The sequence below is a fragment of the Legionella geestiana genome (genome assembly GCF_004571195.1).
GTDB lineage: Bacteria > Pseudomonadota > Gammaproteobacteria > Legionellales > Legionellaceae > Legionella_B > Legionella_B geestiana.
Window position 1 is genome coordinate 1,641,563 of record NZ_CP038271.1, and the last position, 16,546, is coordinate 1,658,108.

Below are 16,546 nucleotides of genomic sequence, written 5' to 3' on the forward strand. Positions count from 1 at the left end.
GATAAACCAGATGACTCAGGCATTGTGGATGAAGGGCGGCGTGAATTCCTCATGACGGCGACCGCCGTTCTTGGGGGTGCAGGCGCACTGTGCGCATTAACGCCGCTCGCAGGGTCCTGGTTTCCGAGTGCGAAAGCCGAAGCCGCCGGTGCCCCGGTGGAAGTGGATGTGTCGCAAATGGAGCCTGGGCAGCAGGTTACGGTTGCCTGGCGCGGCAAGCCGGTATGGATTATTCGCCGTACCGATGAAATGCTCAAACATCTGGCCGACAATGAACTTCAGCTGCGCGACCCGCAATCCCTTGTGACCCAGCAGCCGGCGTATGCCCAAAACCGCTACCGTTCCATTAAGCCTGAGTATCTGGTGCTCATAGGTATTTGTACCCATCTTGGCTGTTCGCCAAAGTATGAACCGGATGTCAATGAGCTCGGGCCTGACTGGCCGGGCGGCTTTTTCTGTCCCTGCCATGGATCCACGTTCGATTTGGCCGGACGGGTGTTTCGCGGTGTGCCGGCGCCCATCAATCTGGAAGTGCCGCCGTACCATTTTAAAAACGACCACACCCTGGTCATTGGTGAAGATAAAGCATAAGGATTGTGGGCATGAAGGGATTGTCAGACTGGGTCAACGCACGCTTTCCACTGGCAAAGACTTGGAAAGCACATGCAAGTGAATACCATGTGCCGCGAAATTTAAATTTTTGGTATTACTTCGGCTCTCTGGCGTTGCTGGTGCTGGTCATTCAGTTGTTGTCCGGTATCTGGCTGACCATGTTTTACACGCCTTCGGCAAAAGGCGCTTTTGATTCAGTCGAATACATCATGCGCGATGTGCATTTTGGCTGGATACTGCGCTACACCCACTCCACCGGCGCATCGGCATTTTTCATTGTCATCTATCTGCATATTTTTCGTGCGCTGCTTTATGGCTCTTACAAAAAGCCGCGTGAGCTCGTGTGGCTGCTTGGCATGCTGCTGTTCGTGCTTTTGATGAGTGAAGCTTTTTTCGGCTATCTGCTGCCCTGGGGGCAGATGTCATACTGGGGCGCACAGGTGATTACCTCACTTTTCGGCGCTATTCCTTTTATTGGTGATTCGCTGGCGACCTGGATTCGGGGCGACTTTACCGTGGCAAATGCGACCCTGCAGCGTTTTTTTGCTCTGCACGTGATTGCCATTCCGCTGCTGTTTGTGATGATTGTCTGGCTGCACATGGTAGCGCTGCATGCGGTTGGCTCCAATAATCCCGAAGGCATTGATATCCGTAAACCGAAAGACGGGCGTGCGCCGACCCGTGATACTCTGCCGTTTCACCCATGGTACACAGTAAAAGACTGCAGCGGTGCCATTGTTTTTCTCATGCTTTTTTTCTCAGTGGTGTTTTTCTTCCCGGAGATGGGAGGGTATTTCCTGGAACATGCCAACTTTGAGGCTGCAAACCCGATGGTGACACCAGAGCACATTGCGCCAGTCTGGTATCTCACGCCTTTTTACGCGATGCTGCGTGCCATCCCCGATAAGCTTTTTGGCGTAGCGGTCATGGGGGGAGCCATTGTTATTCTTTTTTTCCTGCCCTGGCTTGATAAAAGTCCAGTGCGCTCAATGCGCTATAAAGGATGGGCCTCGCGTGTGGCGCTTATGCTTTTTGTACTGAGTACCGCCATACTTGGTTACCTCGGTACCCTGCCAGTAACGCCTCCCGCATTGTGGACGGCGCGGGTTTGCACGGCCATTTATTTCGGTTACTTTCTGCTGATGCCGCTTTATACGCGCCTTGAAGCCTGTAAAACGCCGCCAGAACATCTTGAAGAGGAGCATGCGCATGCTTAAGCGAATTACCTTCGCAGCACTTCTTCTCGGGATTTTTGGGGGGGGCTTTGCAGCAACCTCGAGTGTGCCCCTTGCCCGTGCGGATGTCGATGTGCGCGACACCAAACGTCTGCAACGCGGTGCGCGGGTCTTCATGAATTACTGCTCCGGCTGCCACTCCCTCAAATATCTCCGCTATCAGCGCATGGGGCGCGATCTTGGACTGACTACCTTTGACGGGCGCCCCGATAACGACCTGCTTAAAAATAACCTCATCTTTACCAGCGCACGCGTTAACGACCCCATCCGCATCAGCATGCCGCCCACGGATGCACGACAGTGGTTTGGTGTGGTGCCGCCGGATTTAAGCCTTGTGGTGCGACGCCGGAGCGCGGATTGGGTATACACCTATCTTAACAGTTTCTATGCTGACAGTACCCGCCCCTTCGGCACCAATAATCTGCTGGTGCCAAACGTGGCCATGCCAAACGTTTTTGCTCCGCTCAGAGGCCGTGTGATTCATGTCCCTGAATCCGTAACCGAGGCAGATACGCGGCATGCGCACCTCGTGCGGGTGGGTGAGGGGAGCATGACGCCTGAGCAGTTTGAAGATACGCTTGATGACCTCGTCAGTTTTCTCGCCTACGTGGCAGAGCCTGTGCAGCTGGTGCGTTATCGTACAGGCGTGGGTGCGTTGATTTTTCTGGGACTTTTTTTTCTCGTAGTGCGCGCTTTAAAAAAAGATATTCATAAGCGGATTTTAAGCGCGCAAAAGCAGGAGACAGACACACCACGCTGATGTCTTTTGTGATAGAATTGCACGGTTGTGTCACCCGTGCCTGTTCGGGCAAGTATTCGATGAGGAGCAAATGATGGCCGTAGTAGCAAAGCGCACAGTCATGTCACTGTTTTCCGACGGTGATGATGTGTACAGTCACCAGGTTCGTATTGTGCTGGCCGAGAAAGGGGTGAATGTCGAAATTCTCGCCACAGATGACGGCGAAGCGCTGCAGGCGCTGCGTTCCGTGAATCCCTATGGTACGGTTCCCACGCTGATTGACCGTGAGCTGGTGCTCTATGAGGCCCGTATCATCATGGAATACCTTGATGAACGCTTCCCGCATCCGCCACTGCTGCCAGTATACCCGGTCGCACGTGCCGAAGCCCGTAAAATGATGCACCGCATTGAACATGACTGGTATGATTTGCTGGCACGTATTCGCAAAGGCCAGAATGCTGTGGAAGCGCGCAGCTACCTGCAGGAGAGTCTTGTGAGTCTTGAGCCGGTGTTTGCGGATAAGCCGTTTTTTCTGAGTGAAGAATTTTCCCTGCTTGATTGCGCACTGGCACCGCTTCTGTGGCGTCTGCCACAGCTTGCCGTTGATATTCCGGCAAGTGCGAAGGCCCTTAACGCCTACATGCAGCGGCTTTTCCAGCGCGAAGCCTTTCAGACGAGCCTTACGGACGTCGAGAGACAGTTGCGGGCAGCCTGAAATGAGCATGACCTCTGCCAAACCGCATCTGGTGCGCGCCATGTACGACTGGATAGTCGATAATGCGCTGACGCCGTATCTCGTCGTGAACGCCACCTGGCCGGGCGTGCAGGTGCCGGAAGAACACGTGATTGACGGGCGCATCATCCTCAATATTTCACCGCAGGCCTGCCGCGGATTGCACCTTGAGAATGACAAGATTATCTTCACGGCCCGTTTTTCCGGGATGACCACACAGATTTTTGTGCCGCCCGCAGCAGTTTTGGCGATTTATGCCAAAGAAAACGGGCGCGGCATGGAGTTTGGTGAAGAGTATGACGAGCCACCGCCGACAACGCCTGTTGCCTCGGACATTCAGGGTGCGTCACGTACGAGACCTTCCCTGAAACTCGTGAAGTGAATGCCGTATCTCGTTAATGAGGAGACGTCTCAAATGCGTGCCACGGCGGTTTATCGTAATGCTGAAATTCGTGCAGCGGAGCAGAAGGCATGCTCCTCCGGTATTCCTGAGTCCGTGCTTATGGAGCGCGCCGGAGCGGCCGCTCTTGAAACCCTGAACACCTGCTTTCCCAAAGCCGAGTCTATCGCCATCTTCTGTGGCGCCGGCAACAATGCTGGTGATGGGTATGTGCTGGCGCGCCTTCTTCATGAGCGGCACATTCCCGTAACCGTATTTGCTCTCAAAGCTCCGGAAGACTTACCTGAAACAGCACGCATGGCCGCACTCAAAGCCCTCCAGCGCGGTGTAGCAGTCCGGGAGTTTGAAGACGCTGAAGAGATGGAGGCGTCTTTAGTGGTAGACGCACTGTTGGGCACAGGATTGCGTGATGCGCCATCAGGTCTTTTTGCGCAGGCCATATCGCTTATCAACACGTACGCCCGTCCGGTGCTGGCGCTCGACATCCCTTCAGGACTGGCCGCTGATACCGGTGAGGCATTGGGTGAAGTAGTCAAAGCCACGGTTACCATCAGCTTTGTGGCGCCCAAACTCGGCCTTTACCTGCGCGATGGCATTGACTGCTGCGGAGAAATCATATCGGATTGCCTGAACATCGCCCATTGCCTTGATACCGGCGCACGTGCAGCGACCCTGCTTGAGGCATCGCTGCTGCAAAAAGTCCTGCCTCAGCGCGCACGCAATACGCACAAGGGGGATTACGGGCACGTGCTCTGCATCGGTGGCGGAAGCGGTATGCCTGGCTCCATTCGCATGAGTGCAGAGGCGGCGTTGCGGGTTGGTGCCGGCATGGTAACCATTGCCACACTGCCTGAACATGTGAATGCCTGTGCCAGTCTGCCCGAAGCCATGGTGCATGGCATTGACACGGCACAGGATTTACAGCCCCTGCTGGCGCGGGCCAGCGTTTGTGTACTTGGGCCTGGCCTTGGCACGGATGCCTGGGGGCGGGCGCTGTTTCAGGCTGCCATCGCTTCCATGCTGCCGACCGTGGTAGACGCGTCCGCACTGACGCTCCTTGCTGAAATGCCCCAATATGACGACAACTGGATTCTCACGCCGCATCCCGGTGAAGCCGCAAGACTGCTCGGTATATCCAGCATGGCCGTCCAGGCAGACCGCCTGAAGGCATTGACCCGCCTGCAGCAGCAGTACGGAGGCGTTATTGTGCTTAAGGGGGCGCGTACACTGGTGCAGACACCAGCCGGTGACACCTTTCTTTGCGACGCCGGAAATCCCGGCATGGCCAGTGCCGGCATGGGAGACGTGCTGAGCGGTGTTTTGGGCGGGCTGCTCGCGCAGGGCTTATCACTTGCTGATGCTGCAACCTCGGGCGTGATGCTGCACGCGACTGCCGCGGATACGGCCGCGCGCGCCGGTGGCGAGCGCGGACTGCTTGCGCGCGATGTGATTGCCGGGCTGCGTGCGGGAGTCAATGCACAATGACGACTGAAAAATACATCCTTCTCGATGATGACGCGGCTACTGTTCAGCTTGGCGTGCGCCTGGTTCACGCTTTGAATACGCCGGCACTCATTACGTTTACAGGCCCCATTGGTGCCGGAAAAACGACACTGATTCGTGCCATGCTGCGCGCCCATGGGGTATCCTCAGCCATAAAAAGCCCAACCTATACCCTTGTGGAATCGTATGACTGTACGCCGTGTACCGTTCATCATTTTGATTTATACCGTATTCATGACCCCATGGAGCTTGAATTTATCGGCTTTCGCGAATACCTCGGCCAGAATGCCGTGTGTCTCATCGAGTGGCCGGAGCATGGTGGCGGCATGCTCGGAAAGCCTGATTTACAAGTTAGTCTTGAACCTGCAGGCGATGGCAGACATGCTCGCATGAAAGCCGAAAGTTTCAGAGGGAAACAGATTCTTGAAGGCCTTGAGGGGGGCTTATGAGCGCATGGTTGACACGGTTATGGCTGATTTTTAGTCTTTGTGGTTCGCTTGCGTTTGCTGCCACGCTACAGTCGGTTTCGGTAAAGCCTACCGGTGATAAAACCTACCTGTATTTTTCAGGAGAGGGCTATTTCACCCACCGCGCCTTCGCACTTTCAGGCCCTGACCGCGTAGTCATTGATTTTGCCAACACGCGCCTGGCCTGTGCATTGCCGCCCATTGCGGCAGCTGCCGGTCACGTGCGCCGGGTGCGGGGCGGTAATCCTGACCCTAAAACCCTGCGACTGGTTTTCGAAGTGGACCGACCGGTTGTGGTCAGCAGCGGCGAATCGCCCGGTGCCGGTTCGCGCTGGAATCTGCGTGTAGAGCTTGCCACACAAACCCTCAAAGCCGCGGCACGCCCAGTACCCGTGCGCCAGAATGCGCCTGTCGCGCCAGTGCCTGCACGCGTGCAGGCACCTAAAGCGCCGGAGACACGTGTGATGCAGACAGCCGCACGTACGCCTGCAGAGGCTCCACGTGCGAGTACGCCTGTTTTCGCGCCCGGACGCGGTGCGCGTGATGTTATCGTTGTCATTGACCCCGGTCATGGTGGCAAGGACCCCGGCGCCATTGGACCAAGACGCAGTGCAGAAAAACACGCGGTACTTGCCATCGCACTGAAACTTAAGCAAACCATCGACCGCCAGCCCGGAATGCGCGCGGTATTGACGCGCACGGGTGATTATTATGTCGGTCTGCGCGAGCGCCTCGCTATTGCGAGGCGTTATAATGGCGATATTTTTGTGTCGATTCATGCGGACGCGTTTATCAATCAGCAATCAAATGGCGCTTCCGTGTTTGCCCTCTCTCAGACAGGGGCGACCAGTGAAGCGGCACGCTGGCTTGCAGAGAAAGAAAACTACTCGGAGCTTGGCGGCGTTAACCTGAAAGGCCTTGATGACCAGAGCGGCATTGTGCGCAGCGTCCTTATCGACCTCTCCCAAACAGCAACCATCGGCTCAAGCCTGAAGATGGGGGGGGCGGTTTTGCGAAATCTCGACGGCATTACCCGTCTGCATAATCAACGGGTCGAACAGGCGCGTTTTATGGTACTGAAATCGCCGGACATTCCCTCGATTCTTGTTGAAACCGGATTTATTTCCAACCCGCGCGAAGAGCGCAATCTTACGAGCCACGCTTACCAGCAGCAGCTCGCGCAGGCAATTTTCCGAGGCATCAAGGGCTATTTCTGGGAAAACCCGCCACATGGCACCCGCATTGAAGCCATGGTACAAAAAAGCTCAGGAAGACTTGGGTGATCATGAGCACGCCTTACCCGCCAGTGTCCCGCATTGTTCAACTGGCCCCCGAAGTCGCCAACCAGATAGCTGCGGGCGAGGTGATTGAACGGCCGGCATCCGTGGTCAAAGAGCTACTGGAGAATGCGTGGGATGCTGGCAGTGACGCTATTGTGATTGAGTTGTCGAGCGGCGGAATGTCGCGTATTCGCGTCATTGATAATGGCCGCGGCATTGTGCCGGAGGACCTCATCCTCGCCGTATCAGCCCATGCTACCAGCAAACTGCGAACCTTAAGTGACCTCGCAGGCTTGACCAGTATGGGATTTCGCGGGGAAGCGCTTGCCAGCATTGCCTCCGTATCGCGCCTGCAGATAACTTCACGCACCGTTGACACGGAGCATGCGACGACCCTCGTGTGTGAGGCGCATGGCACGCAGCTTTTAAAATCCGCGCGCACGAAAGGTACCACGATTGAAGTGTGCGATCTTTTCCATAACGCACCCGTGCGTAAAAAATTTCTTAAATCCGAGCGTGCCGAATTTGATGCTATTGATGCGCTGGTGCGCCGTTTTGCGCTTGCCGCCCCACACATCGCCATTACGCTGCGCCACAACGGCAAAACCATGCTCGACTTTTCCGCACAGACCGGGCTTAAAACACGCATGCAAAAAATTTTTGGCAAGGCATTCGCGGACGCAAATATCGCCATTGATGCAGAGTCGGCCCCGATGCGCCTGTCAGGCTGGGTGAGCGGAACGGGGTTTCAGCGTAGCCAGAATGACCGTCAATGGTTTTTTGTCAACCAGCGCATGGTGCGCGACAAGCTGCTGCTGCATGCGCTGCGTCAGGCTTTTGAGCAGCGGCTGCACCCGGGCACGCATGCCGCTTGTCTTCTGTATCTAGAGCTGCCGCCAGAACTTGTGGATGTGAACGTGCACCCGACAAAGCATGAACTGCGTTTCAGCGAGCCGCGCCTTGTGCATGACTTTCTGGTATCAACGATTCGCAATGCACTTGCAAAAGAAGAAAAACGTCCGCTATCAACGCTGAAAAAGGCGGGAAGCGCGACCGTTTCAGCCTTACGCGAGCCTGCGCGGCTCACACCTGCAACCGATTCGGAATCGTTTCGCTGGGTGGCGCTTAATGCCCGTTTTTGCATCGTTTTTGCAGGCTTTGATGTCTGGTGGGTAGATGTGCAGGCACTGGTTGCTGACTGGACTAAAAATCTCCTGGAAACGGCTTCTTATCCACTGGCATCGCGTCCTCTGCTGGTACCGGTACGTCTTGCAGTGCCGCCTTCTGAGACTCGGGCCCTGCACCTGGCAGCAGCGCGTTTCACGCAATTTGGCCTGAGCCTTGACCAGGCGGGCGCAGAGCAGTGGCTTGTACGCTCGCTCCCGGTCATTCTGCCGCATCTTGATGTGGGGCGCCTCCTTCAAAGCTTTACGCCGCAGAGAGTGCGGGATGACGCCGCCATGCGGGACTGGCTTTGTGCGTGTACAGACGTGGACGCGCGTCAGGTGAGTGACAGCCTGCGCCAGGACCTGCTCAGTCACTTGCTGCACGCAGAAGCATCGCGTCCAGCTTTTTGTAAGTTGCTGACACTTGAAGCGTGTGAGGGAGTCTTGCATGCCTGAAACCGTTTTTTGCCTCATGGGGCCTACGGCCTCTGGAAAAACAGCGCTTGCCTGCGAGCTTGCAGCACGCTTTCCTTTTGAGATTGTGAGTGTGGATTCAGCGCTCGTCTATCGCGAAATGGACATTGGGACTGCGAAGCCTGAACCCGCCTTACTGGCGCAATTTCCGCATCATCTCATCAACATCATTAATCCCGACTCAGTCTATTCCGCCGCCGCTTTTTGTGAAGATGCAAAAAAGGTGTGCGGAGAAATTTTCGCCCGCGGTCATTACCCGTTGTTCACCGGTGGCACAATGCTTTATTTTCGTGCGTTTCAAGAGGGCCTGTCCGAGCTGCCGCCGAGCGATGCCCTGTTACGTGCGACCCTGACCCGTGAAGCGCAGACAAAAGGGCTTGTGCACATGCACGAGCGACTCAAAGCCCTTGACCCTGTATCAGGCGCGCGCATTCATCCCCATGATACACAGCGCATACTGCGCGCACTGGAAGTCTGCCTCTTAAGTGGAAGGCCTTTTTCTGCCATGCGTGCCACAGCCGGGCCACAGCACACATACCGCTCTGTTAATCTCGTCCTGTTGCCCAAAATGCGTGACTGGCTTCATGCCCGAATTGGTCAGCGTTTTACAGAGATGCTTGAGGCGGGTTTTATTGAGGAAGTCAAAAGCCTTTGTGCGCGATGGGACTTAGACGCTGAAAGTGCATCCATGCGCACGGTGGGATATCGACAGGTCTTTGAACATCTGGCCGGCAGACTTGAGGCGCATCTTTTAGCGCAAAAAGGCATTGAAGCCACGCGACAGCTTGCCAAGCGACAGATGACATGGCTGCGAGCCTGGCCTGATGCGCATGTTTTTGCCCCGGACGACCCCGAACATGTCCGCGAAGTCATGGCCTTTAGTGCAGAAATATTAGATAATTCCGGGTAATCATTGTACCGGAGAAACACATGAGCAATGCCACCCCTCCAAAGCCCGCAGATGCGGCAAACACGCCCTGTATGGTTACGCGTGATGCGCTGCCGCTCTATTGCCCCAACCCCTCGATGACACTCTGGAGCATGCACCCCCGGGTATTCCTGCCAATTGATAAAACCGGACGGGAAGTCTGCCCTTATTGTGGCACCGTATACGTTCTACAGTCATGATTCAGTCCATTTGTATCGTTCGGCTCTCAGCGCTTGGGGATGTGTTGATGCTGGTGCCGCTTGTGCGCACGCTGCAAAAGCATTTCCCGCATGCCGCCATTACCTGGGTGATCTCCCAGCCGGCAGCCAGTCTTGTCGAGGGCATTGATGGCGTTGAATTTATCGTTATTGATAAACCAAAGTCGCTTAAGGATTACTGGCAGTTTCGAAATTTGATGCGTACGCGAAGCTTTGATGTGCTGCTGGCGCCCCAGGCAAGTTTTCGCGCCAACCTGCTCTATCCGCTGATTTCAGCAAAGCGTAAAATCGGTTATGACGCGTTGCGTGGAAAGGATGGGCACCGGTGGTTTATCCATGAAACAGTGGAGCCGGGACGCGAGCACACGCTTCAGAGCTTTTTGAAATTTGCGAAAGCACTTGGCGTCAGTGAGTATGACATTCGCTGGGATCTCCCGATAACCGAGGAAGCGCGTGCCTTTGCCGAGGCGCATTTGCCGAAGGGCAGACCGATACTTTTGGTCAATCCCGCGGCGAGCAAGCCTGAGCGCAGCTGGCCGCTTGACCGTTACATTGAAACCATTCGCCGCGCAAAGGCGCAGTTTAATGTGAACGTTGTGCTCACCGGCGGGCCTGGTGTCCTTGAGCGGGAGATGGCAGATACCATTGCCAGCGAAGTTCCCGTGACCAATCTGGTGGGGAAAACGCGCCCGCCACTGCTGCTCGCAGTCATTGCCGCAGGTGATGTTTTACTCTGTCCGGATACCGGCCCCTCGCACATGGCGGCAGCCGTCAACACGCCGGTGGTGGCGTTGCATGCGGTGACCAGCTCCGAGGTCTCAGGGCCTTATACGTTCAGGCATCTCGCGGTAGACTGTTACCCGCAAGCCGTGATTCAGGTTCTTAAAAAGACACCGGAAACCTGTCCCTGGGGGACGCATGCGCATGGTGAAAAAACCATGGAACTGGTGAGTGTGGATGCGGTGATGGAGAAGCTTGAAAAAGCATTTGCCGAAGCAGCGGGGCGGCGCGCTTCGGCAAGTGTTGACGCTCTGGATTAATCATCTGGAGCGTTGTCATTGCCGCCTGAAGATGCACTGTCATCTGAGGAGCTGGTGCTGCCGGAGGTGCCAAGCGCTGCGTTCGGTTGTGCCGCCTTGCTGTTTTGCAGCAGCAGAACGGTTTCCGTCAGCAAAAGACGTTCCTGCTGAACGCGGTTCAGGTAGAGCTGATAGTTCATTTCCGCAAGCAGTATCGCCACTTCCTTCTGCACGGTTGCAGCGGAAGCGGTGTTAATCTGGTTCATCCACTGCGTGGTGGTGCCAGGCTGCTGCTGATTAAACAGTCTCCACGTCGACATGTTGTATTCACTCATGGCCTGACTGGTCTGTGCGGAAAGATCAGAGCCGGCACCCGTTCCTGAAATTTTTTGCGGAAGCCTTCTTGAGAGCATGTAATACAGGTTGCCGATAGCGACTGAATTCTGTGCGGCATAGACACGAAGATTGGCAAGGTAATTCGCAAGTGTTGCCTGAGCCTGAACCTTTGTGGCCTGCGACACGCTGCTGTCGGTGCTTATCATCTGGCTGTAAAGGTTATCATAGGCTGTACGTGAGGGCAGGCTGATGGGGGCGACAGCGCCGGTAACGTAGCGGATAAAGTTTTGCGCCACTTCCATTTGATTTTCTGCATTAAGCCCGCTCTGGTTGCCGGAGTTTTCGCTAGTAGATTCGTTACTGTAGACCATGGGGCCAAGCAGCGCATTGCCGTTCACCTGACTCAGGAAGCCGTTAATGTACTTTGATGAAAAGAAATCATAGGTGCTCGGAACCTGTCCAATCACATTGGCGCTGACCTTGTACTGGAAGAGGTAGTTAGTGTCGCTATTGTTGCCACAGATGTAGTTATTATTGCCGTCAAGGCAAAAGCTGTAGTCCGGGGTGCCCATGATGTTGAGCAAGGCCTGCGAGACGGGTTCAGGCGGAGTCGGGCTTGCAGGCTGGTCGATGAGGGGGCTTATGGTCAGCGCACCCTGGCTGCCTGAGCCACTGTTGTAGTTTTGGTCAAATGTGGCATTCGCCTTGTCATTGAGAGAAAAGAGCGAAGAGGGTGCGAAGTTCGCAAGTGCCTGAGTCAGCGCATTTACCGGTGTGGCCCCAAGTACGGTGAAATAGACATACTGCTGCAGGGCGGCCGTACTGTTGATATTCAGCAGCTGGTCGCTCAGCTGGGAGGCGTCACTGACTGCGGGTGTTTGAATATTATATCCAAAATATGTTCCCAGGTTTTGGAGATATTGCACCAGCTTGCCAGTATTGTCGCCGGTCTGTTGTTGCGCCGCATCGGTGATATCGTCGGCAAAAACGCTTCCTGCGGCCAGTGTCAGCATGGCAGAGAGTGTTAAACGGCGGTGAAATCGCATTATTCTTCCCCTTCGAGAGCACGTTGTACGAGGTTAAGGCGGTACTCACAAAACACCCGCCCAAGAAGACGCAGGCGTTCAAACACGATGTTGCGTTTAAGGAAAAAACCGGCAGCATCATGGCTTCCCAGTGTCTTTTCCTCGGCATGCACGAGCACGCGCGATGCACTGCCGGGATGCACCATGTCGATAGCCTGCAGCAGGCGCAACCCTCTTCCGGTTTTGATGTTGCCCACAAGGCGCACAAAGTCATCTTCATGCCCAAGCGAACTCATGTCCACCTTTTCAATATCATCCAACGCTTTTCCGAGTTTGGCAATGGCCTCTTCCAGTTCAGGATTGCCATCGGCCGTCCATTCCTCCACGCTCTCCATGAAGGTAATTACACGATAAATCATGGGGTCAACGTATTCGTACCAGTACTGGCACGACCCTTCATGGCTCAAATCAGGCATGATTTTTACTCTTTCTTTACGAGATACCGGGAATATTGGACTGATTGTACGTCAGTTACTATAGTATAGTAAGATGAGTAAAAGTCTACCGGGGTCTTGAAAAAACCATGAAAAAACAATCTCGCACCAGGAGAATTGTTGGTCGCATCGGCGGTGCCATGCGTGGCTGGCTCGATTTCGATCGCATGAAATCAATCACCCTGTACCTTGGTCAGGTTTTTGCCAGATTGTTTATCCCACAGAAAAAGCAGGAAGGCGAGGGATTCGAGGCGACGGTTGCACGTCTTGGTCTGACAGAGAGCGATTTGGACACACGCCGCAAATCACTGTATCGGTTGAGCCTCTTCATGGTGGCGCTTGCGATGTTGATTTTTATTTACTCTGTTTATCATTTTGTTTACGGAAGCTATACCGCCGCCTGTTTAAGTCTCGTGATAATGCTGGTGGCGCTTGCGCTCGCATTCCGCTACCACTTCTGGTATTTCCAGATACGTGAGCGCAAACTGGGCTGCACCCTCGGGGAGTGGTATCGAGAAGGGTTAAGAGGTCAGAAGCCATGAAAAAATACATACTGGGATTATTGTCCGCACTCATGCCGGTCATGGCAATGGCCGATAATATGTCACTGGCGCCGCCGCCAACTGACGTTTCCGTCATATTTCTCTCAAACCTCTTTGGCGTAGTTGACGGTGTGCTGCATGGAACCGGCAGCCAGATAATGGGCAACATGTTCATGGTGTTCAACGCCGGTGTGCTGGGGCTTGGCGGTATCGTCATCATGTATACCCTCATTGTTTCCACTATGAATACTGCGCAGGAAGGCCAGATGCTCGGACAAAAATGGTCCTCCATCTGGGTGCCGCTGCGCTCAACCGCAGGCCTTGCTCTCCTGATGCCTAAAGCCAGTGGGTACTGCGTGATGCAGATTTTTGTCATGTGGGTTGTGGTGCAGGGGGTGGGCGCTGCGGATAAAGTCTGGAATGCTGCTCTTAATTATTTGAACCGCGGAGGCGTCATTATTCAGGGGCAGGTGAATCCTTCTACCATGCTCTTGTCAGGAAACTCCGCTGTGGCCAAGGGTGCGGCAGGTATTCTCGCCGGACAGGTGTGCATGCTTGGTCTGCAGAATCAACTGGCTGCGCAACAAAAAGCTTATAAGGATGCTGCTGAACAGTCATCCGGGCCCTGTTATGGCACCGGCGCCAATCCGACTATCAAAGCCTTCTGCGATGCCGATGCGCCAAGCGGTTTTTTAAGTTCAGTGAATGCGGTCACCGCACAGAGCAACGCTACTCAGGCGGGCGGCATAAGCCTTGTGCAAAACGGAACCAATGCGGTTGCTACTTCGCCCAGTTCGTTCAGTGTTCCCATGCCGAACCTGTCCTCAGGCAGCGATTATGCCTTCCTTAATGGAATTTGCGGAACCATTACGTGGAACGCGCTGCCTGACTCACAAACCAGCAGCGTGCAGCAGAACATCCCGTCTCTTACCTCGAGCGACCTCGAAACCGCGCAGATGTCACGTGCAATCGCCATTCAGCAAATGTACATGGATTTACAGTCTGTAGCGATTTCCATGGTTAATAACTCGCCGCAACTGGCAACAACACCTTCTTCAAGCCCGGTACCTGAAGGGCAGCCCCCTTTTGCAAGAACGCAGTTCGGTGTACCGCTCACGGTCAACAATCAGGTGTGCGATCCGACAACCAACCCCTCAGCCTGTATCCTGTGGGGGGCTGATCAGAACAACTCGACATCCCCTCTGCTGACGGGTACAGAGTTTCAAAACGCACTGGCCGATTATACCGGTATCATGATGCCGACATTGAATCTTCTGGCGCAGGCAAACGATAACCAGAGTCAGGCCAATGCACGTGCATTTATCGAGAATGCTTCGCTGCAGGGCTGGATTATGGCGGGCAGCTATTTCTTCGATTTAGTCAACTTGAATCAGGTGTATTACCAGGGGCAACCTTCAGCGACTAATTTTGATAACTCCAGTCAGCTGACGGATACCTCCTCCGGTCTGGACAGTAATACCTCCTTTGACGTAGTGGCAAGCCTCAGCAGCCCCTTCTCCTCTCAGGGTTGTTCGCAGCAGTACGCGCCTCTCTGCGCCTGGTTTCAGGGAAGCAGTACCCGTATTGACCAGATAAACGCGCTTATCAGTGGTGCGATTGGTAATACTCCTGGAATTAACATGCCATCGATTGGGAAGAATAATCCCGTCACGGTTGGGCCAATGGCGGATACGGTCTATGGCTACATTAACAATGCGTCTGCCTTACAGCTGCCTAACCAGCCAGGTCTCGCGCCCCTTACCTTTTTGAATCAATTCAGCATTGATGTAGAGGTTAAGGTCACCAAGCTTCAAAAAATGAAGTTTGAATGTGGCCGGGTATGGATTATGTTTTTCTCCTTCTGCCTTGGTAAGCTGCTTGGAGATATTTTTTACAATATCATTTTCCTGATACTCTACAATACCTTCCTCAATGTAATGATGCAGGTGATTAATACCGTGGTAGTGGCGTTTATTACAATTCCTCTTGAGGGAATTGCTGCCATGTTTAAATCCGGCCTCGAAATCCTCGATGCTCCAAACGTTAACCCGGTTGTTGCTCTGGCCAATATGGGAGCTGCGTTTATCAATTTTGCCAGCAACCTCTGGATTAACCTCATCAGCGTGGCTATTTCGGCCTCAATGATTCCACTCTTTGGGATATTTATCTTCCCTCTCATGATGATGGGAATGCCGCTCCTTTTTGCATGGCTTGGCGTCATGTTTAGCGTCGGGTTTCTTACCGCGTATTATATTCCGATGCTTCCCTACATGATTTTCACCTTTGGGGCATTTGCATGGATGATGGCCGTGATTGAGGCCATGGTTGCGGCACCGATTGTGGCACTCGGCGTTACGCACCCGGAAGGGCATGAAGCGTTTGGTAAAGGGGAGCAGGCGATGATGCTGCTCATGAACGTGTTCCTGCGTCCTTCGTTAATGATAATCGGGTTTATCGCAGGAATCGCACTGACCTATGTCGGTGTGTGGCTGATTAATACTGGATTCGACCACGCCATTGCCTTCATTCAGTCCGGCAGTATCGTGAATCCCCTTGAAAGTGACCAGGCTACGGCAGGTCGTCAGGCTACAAAAGCGATGTACCAACAGCAACAGCAGTCAACCGCGGTTTCCGGTACGGGAGGCTACAGTGACTGGGCTGGAATTTATGCCTACTTCTTCTCTGCACTCATCTATACCAGCATGTACATGACGGTCGTACAAAAGTCGTTTACCCTCATTGCCATGCTGCCGGATAAAGTGCTGCGCTGGATTGGCGGACAGCCGGAGAGCTATGGTCAGGAAACGCTGCAATGGTCAGAAGAAACCAAAGGTAAAGTGGAAAAAGCGCAAGAGTCTGTCACCCGTGCACAGGCACAGGTTACCAAGACCGCTTCAGGAGGTATCCAGAAGATCCTTGGCAAATCCGACGGTGCTTCAGGCAAAGGGGGAGGCAGTGTCGGCGGTGGAGAAGAGTCTTAAGTGGGAGAGTACCGGTTATCGTGCATGGCACATGCGCCATGCATGTGTACTTAGTGAGAGTCCTCAGTGCATGATGTGAAGCGAAAACATGAAGTTTTGACGGGTTGTGCATTAAAGCGCACAATGACACCCTGCATCGCATTTGCAGCATCTTGTAATGAGGATGTGCCTGAGCCCTGTGTACGGGACATTTTTTCCGCGCCGGGGGATTCACGTGTATTTTTGTACCGTGAGCAGGCTGAATCGTTCCATGCGCTGGCTCCGTGCCACATCCCGAATGGGTCCCCGCCTGCGCGGGGAAGACAGTGTGGGAGAGATTTTGGCCTCTGCACACACCCCGAATCCTGTCATTCCCGCGCAGGCAGGAACCCATCCATGTGGCGGCACGGGGCTA

The 16,546-nt window shown here is 54.4% G+C and carries 16 protein-coding genes; 14 read left to right on the plus strand and 2 right to left on the minus strand.

Annotated elements, in window-relative coordinates; translation table 11 throughout:
* Positions 1–51: 51 nt before the first annotated feature.
* The 12 genes from petA to E4T54_RS07245 all read left to right on the plus strand — a co-directional run bounded on the left by petA (position 52) and on the right by E4T54_RS07245 (position 10,795).
* Complete coding sequence (gene petA / locus E4T54_RS07190) at positions 52–591, plus strand: ubiquinol-cytochrome c reductase iron-sulfur subunit (RefSeq protein WP_081776826.1); 540 nt, start codon at positions 52–54, stop codon at positions 589–591.
* An 11-nt stretch (positions 592–602) separates the two neighbouring features.
* Complete coding sequence (locus E4T54_RS07195) at positions 603–1,829, plus strand: cytochrome b (protein WP_028387269.1); 1,227 nt, start codon at positions 603–605, stop codon at positions 1,827–1,829.
* A complete protein-coding gene (locus tag E4T54_RS07200; RefSeq protein WP_081776822.1) occupies positions 1,816–2,607 on the plus strand; it encodes a cytochrome c1 in 792 nt (263 codons plus the stop codon). The genes E4T54_RS07195 and E4T54_RS07200 overlap by 14 nt, the downstream gene beginning before the upstream one ends.
* A gap of 73 nt (positions 2,608–2,680) precedes the next feature.
* On the plus strand, positions 2,681–3,301 hold the full coding sequence (locus tag E4T54_RS07205) for a glutathione S-transferase N-terminal domain-containing protein (RefSeq protein WP_028387268.1): 621 nt from the start codon (positions 2,681–2,683) through the stop codon (positions 3,299–3,301).
* A 1-nt stretch (position 3,302) separates the two neighbouring features.
* On the plus strand, positions 3,303–3,701 hold the full coding sequence (locus E4T54_RS07210) for a ClpXP protease specificity-enhancing factor (RefSeq protein WP_028387267.1): 399 nt from the start codon (positions 3,303–3,305) through the stop codon (positions 3,699–3,701).
* Between the two features lie 33 nt (positions 3,702–3,734).
* Positions 3,735–5,204, plus strand: coding sequence for a bifunctional ADP-dependent NAD(P)H-hydrate dehydratase/NAD(P)H-hydrate epimerase (locus E4T54_RS07215; RefSeq protein ID WP_028387266.1), 1,470 nt, complete (start codon positions 3,735–3,737; stop codon positions 5,202–5,204).
* Entirely contained in the window at positions 5,201–5,671 is a 471-nt protein-coding gene (tsaE, locus tag E4T54_RS07220) for a tRNA (adenosine(37)-N6)-threonylcarbamoyltransferase complex ATPase subunit type 1 TsaE (protein WP_028387265.1), read from the plus strand. The genes E4T54_RS07215 and tsaE overlap by 4 nt, the downstream gene beginning before the upstream one ends.
* Positions 5,668–6,972, plus strand: coding sequence for an N-acetylmuramoyl-L-alanine amidase (locus tag E4T54_RS07225; RefSeq protein ID WP_051551051.1), 1,305 nt, complete (start codon positions 5,668–5,670; stop codon positions 6,970–6,972). The genes tsaE and E4T54_RS07225 overlap by 4 nt, the downstream gene beginning before the upstream one ends.
* 2 nt (positions 6,973–6,974) lie before the next feature.
* Positions 6,975–8,591 carry a DNA mismatch repair endonuclease MutL gene (gene mutL, locus E4T54_RS07230; protein ID WP_035903846.1) on the plus strand — a complete coding sequence of 539 codons (1,617 nt, stop codon included), beginning with the start codon at positions 6,975–6,977 and terminating at the stop codon, positions 8,589–8,591.
* The gene (miaA, locus tag E4T54_RS07235) at positions 8,584–9,519 is read left to right on the plus strand and encodes a tRNA (adenosine(37)-N6)-dimethylallyltransferase MiaA (RefSeq protein ID WP_028387263.1); all 936 of its coding nucleotides are present in this window, start codon (positions 8,584–8,586) and stop codon (positions 9,517–9,519) included. Before mutL ends, miaA begins: the two co-directional genes overlap by 8 nt.
* 20 nt (positions 9,520–9,539) lie before the next feature.
* A complete protein-coding gene (locus E4T54_RS07240; protein WP_028387262.1) occupies positions 9,540–9,737 on the plus strand; it encodes a zinc-finger domain-containing protein in 198 nt (65 codons plus the stop codon).
* Positions 9,734–10,795, plus strand: coding sequence for a glycosyltransferase family 9 protein (locus E4T54_RS07245; RefSeq protein WP_051551050.1), 1,062 nt, complete (start codon positions 9,734–9,736; stop codon positions 10,793–10,795). Before E4T54_RS07240 ends, E4T54_RS07245 begins: the two co-directional genes overlap by 4 nt.
* Here the strand turns inward: E4T54_RS07245 and icmX are convergent.
* The gene (gene icmX, locus E4T54_RS07250) at positions 10,792–12,156 is read right to left on the minus strand and encodes a type IVB secretion system protein IcmX (protein ID WP_051551049.1); all 1,365 of its coding nucleotides are present in this window, start codon (positions 12,154–12,156) and stop codon (positions 10,792–10,794) included. The genes E4T54_RS07245 and icmX overlap by 4 nt on opposite strands.
* Positions 12,156–12,611 (minus strand): type IVB secretion system protein IcmW, encoded by a 456-nt coding sequence (gene icmW, locus E4T54_RS07255; RefSeq protein ID WP_028387261.1) that lies wholly within the window; start codon positions 12,609–12,611, stop codon positions 12,156–12,158. Before icmW ends, icmX begins: the two co-directional genes overlap by 1 nt.
* Positions 12,612–12,718: 107 nt before the next feature.
* On the opposite strand from icmW, the gene icmV reads away from it, so the two are divergent.
* Positions 12,719–13,171 carry a type IVB secretion system protein IcmV gene (gene icmV / locus E4T54_RS07260; protein WP_028387260.1) on the plus strand — a complete coding sequence of 151 codons (453 nt, stop codon included), beginning with the start codon at positions 12,719–12,721 and terminating at the stop codon, positions 13,169–13,171.
* The gene (gene dotA / locus E4T54_RS07265) at positions 13,168–16,152 is read left to right on the plus strand and encodes a type IVB secretion system protein DotA (protein WP_035903832.1); all 2,985 of its coding nucleotides are present in this window, start codon (positions 13,168–13,170) and stop codon (positions 16,150–16,152) included. The genes icmV and dotA overlap by 4 nt, the downstream gene beginning before the upstream one ends.
* Positions 16,153–16,546 lie beyond the last annotated feature (394 nt).

What these genes read in the sequence shown, in the direction of transcription:
- petA (WP_081776826.1), top strand. Translation starts at nt 52, where the DNA reads ATGACGGCGACCGCCGTTCTTGGGGGTGCAGGCGCACTGTGCGCATTA.
- E4T54_RS07195 (WP_028387269.1), top strand. Translation starts at nt 603, where the DNA reads ATGAAGGGATTGTCAGACTGGGTCAACGCACGCTTTCCACTGGCAAAG.
- E4T54_RS07200 (WP_081776822.1), top strand. Translation starts at nt 1,816, where the DNA reads ATGCGCATGCTTAAGCGAATTACCTTCGCAGCACTTCTTCTCGGGATT.
- E4T54_RS07205 (WP_028387268.1), top strand. Translation starts at nt 2,681, where the DNA reads ATGGCCGTAGTAGCAAAGCGCACAGTCATGTCACTGTTTTCCGACGGT.
- E4T54_RS07210 (WP_028387267.1), top strand. Translation starts at nt 3,303, where the DNA reads ATGAGCATGACCTCTGCCAAACCGCATCTGGTGCGCGCCATGTACGAC.
- E4T54_RS07215 (WP_028387266.1), top strand. Translation starts at nt 3,735, where the DNA reads ATGCGTGCCACGGCGGTTTATCGTAATGCTGAAATTCGTGCAGCGGAG.
- tsaE (WP_028387265.1), top strand. Translation starts at nt 5,201, where the DNA reads ATGACGACTGAAAAATACATCCTTCTCGATGATGACGCGGCTACTGTT.
- E4T54_RS07225 (WP_051551051.1), top strand. Translation starts at nt 5,668, where the DNA reads ATGAGCGCATGGTTGACACGGTTATGGCTGATTTTTAGTCTTTGTGGT.
- mutL (WP_035903846.1), top strand. Translation starts at nt 6,975, where the DNA reads ATGAGCACGCCTTACCCGCCAGTGTCCCGCATTGTTCAACTGGCCCCC.
- miaA (WP_028387263.1), top strand. Translation starts at nt 8,584, where the DNA reads ATGCCTGAAACCGTTTTTTGCCTCATGGGGCCTACGGCCTCTGGAAAA.
- E4T54_RS07240 (WP_028387262.1), top strand. Translation starts at nt 9,540, where the DNA reads ATGAGCAATGCCACCCCTCCAAAGCCCGCAGATGCGGCAAACACGCCC.
- E4T54_RS07245 (WP_051551050.1), top strand. Translation starts at nt 9,734, where the DNA reads ATGATTCAGTCCATTTGTATCGTTCGGCTCTCAGCGCTTGGGGATGTG.
- icmX (WP_051551049.1), bottom strand. Translation starts at nt 12,156, where the DNA reads ATGCGATTTCACCGCCGTTTAACACTCTCTGCCATGCTGACACTGGCC.
- icmW (WP_028387261.1), bottom strand. Translation starts at nt 12,611, where the DNA reads ATGCCTGATTTGAGCCATGAAGGGTCGTGCCAGTACTGGTACGAATAC.
- icmV (WP_028387260.1), top strand. Translation starts at nt 12,719, where the DNA reads ATGAAAAAACAATCTCGCACCAGGAGAATTGTTGGTCGCATCGGCGGT.
- dotA (WP_035903832.1), top strand. Translation starts at nt 13,168, where the DNA reads ATGAAAAAATACATACTGGGATTATTGTCCGCACTCATGCCGGTCATG.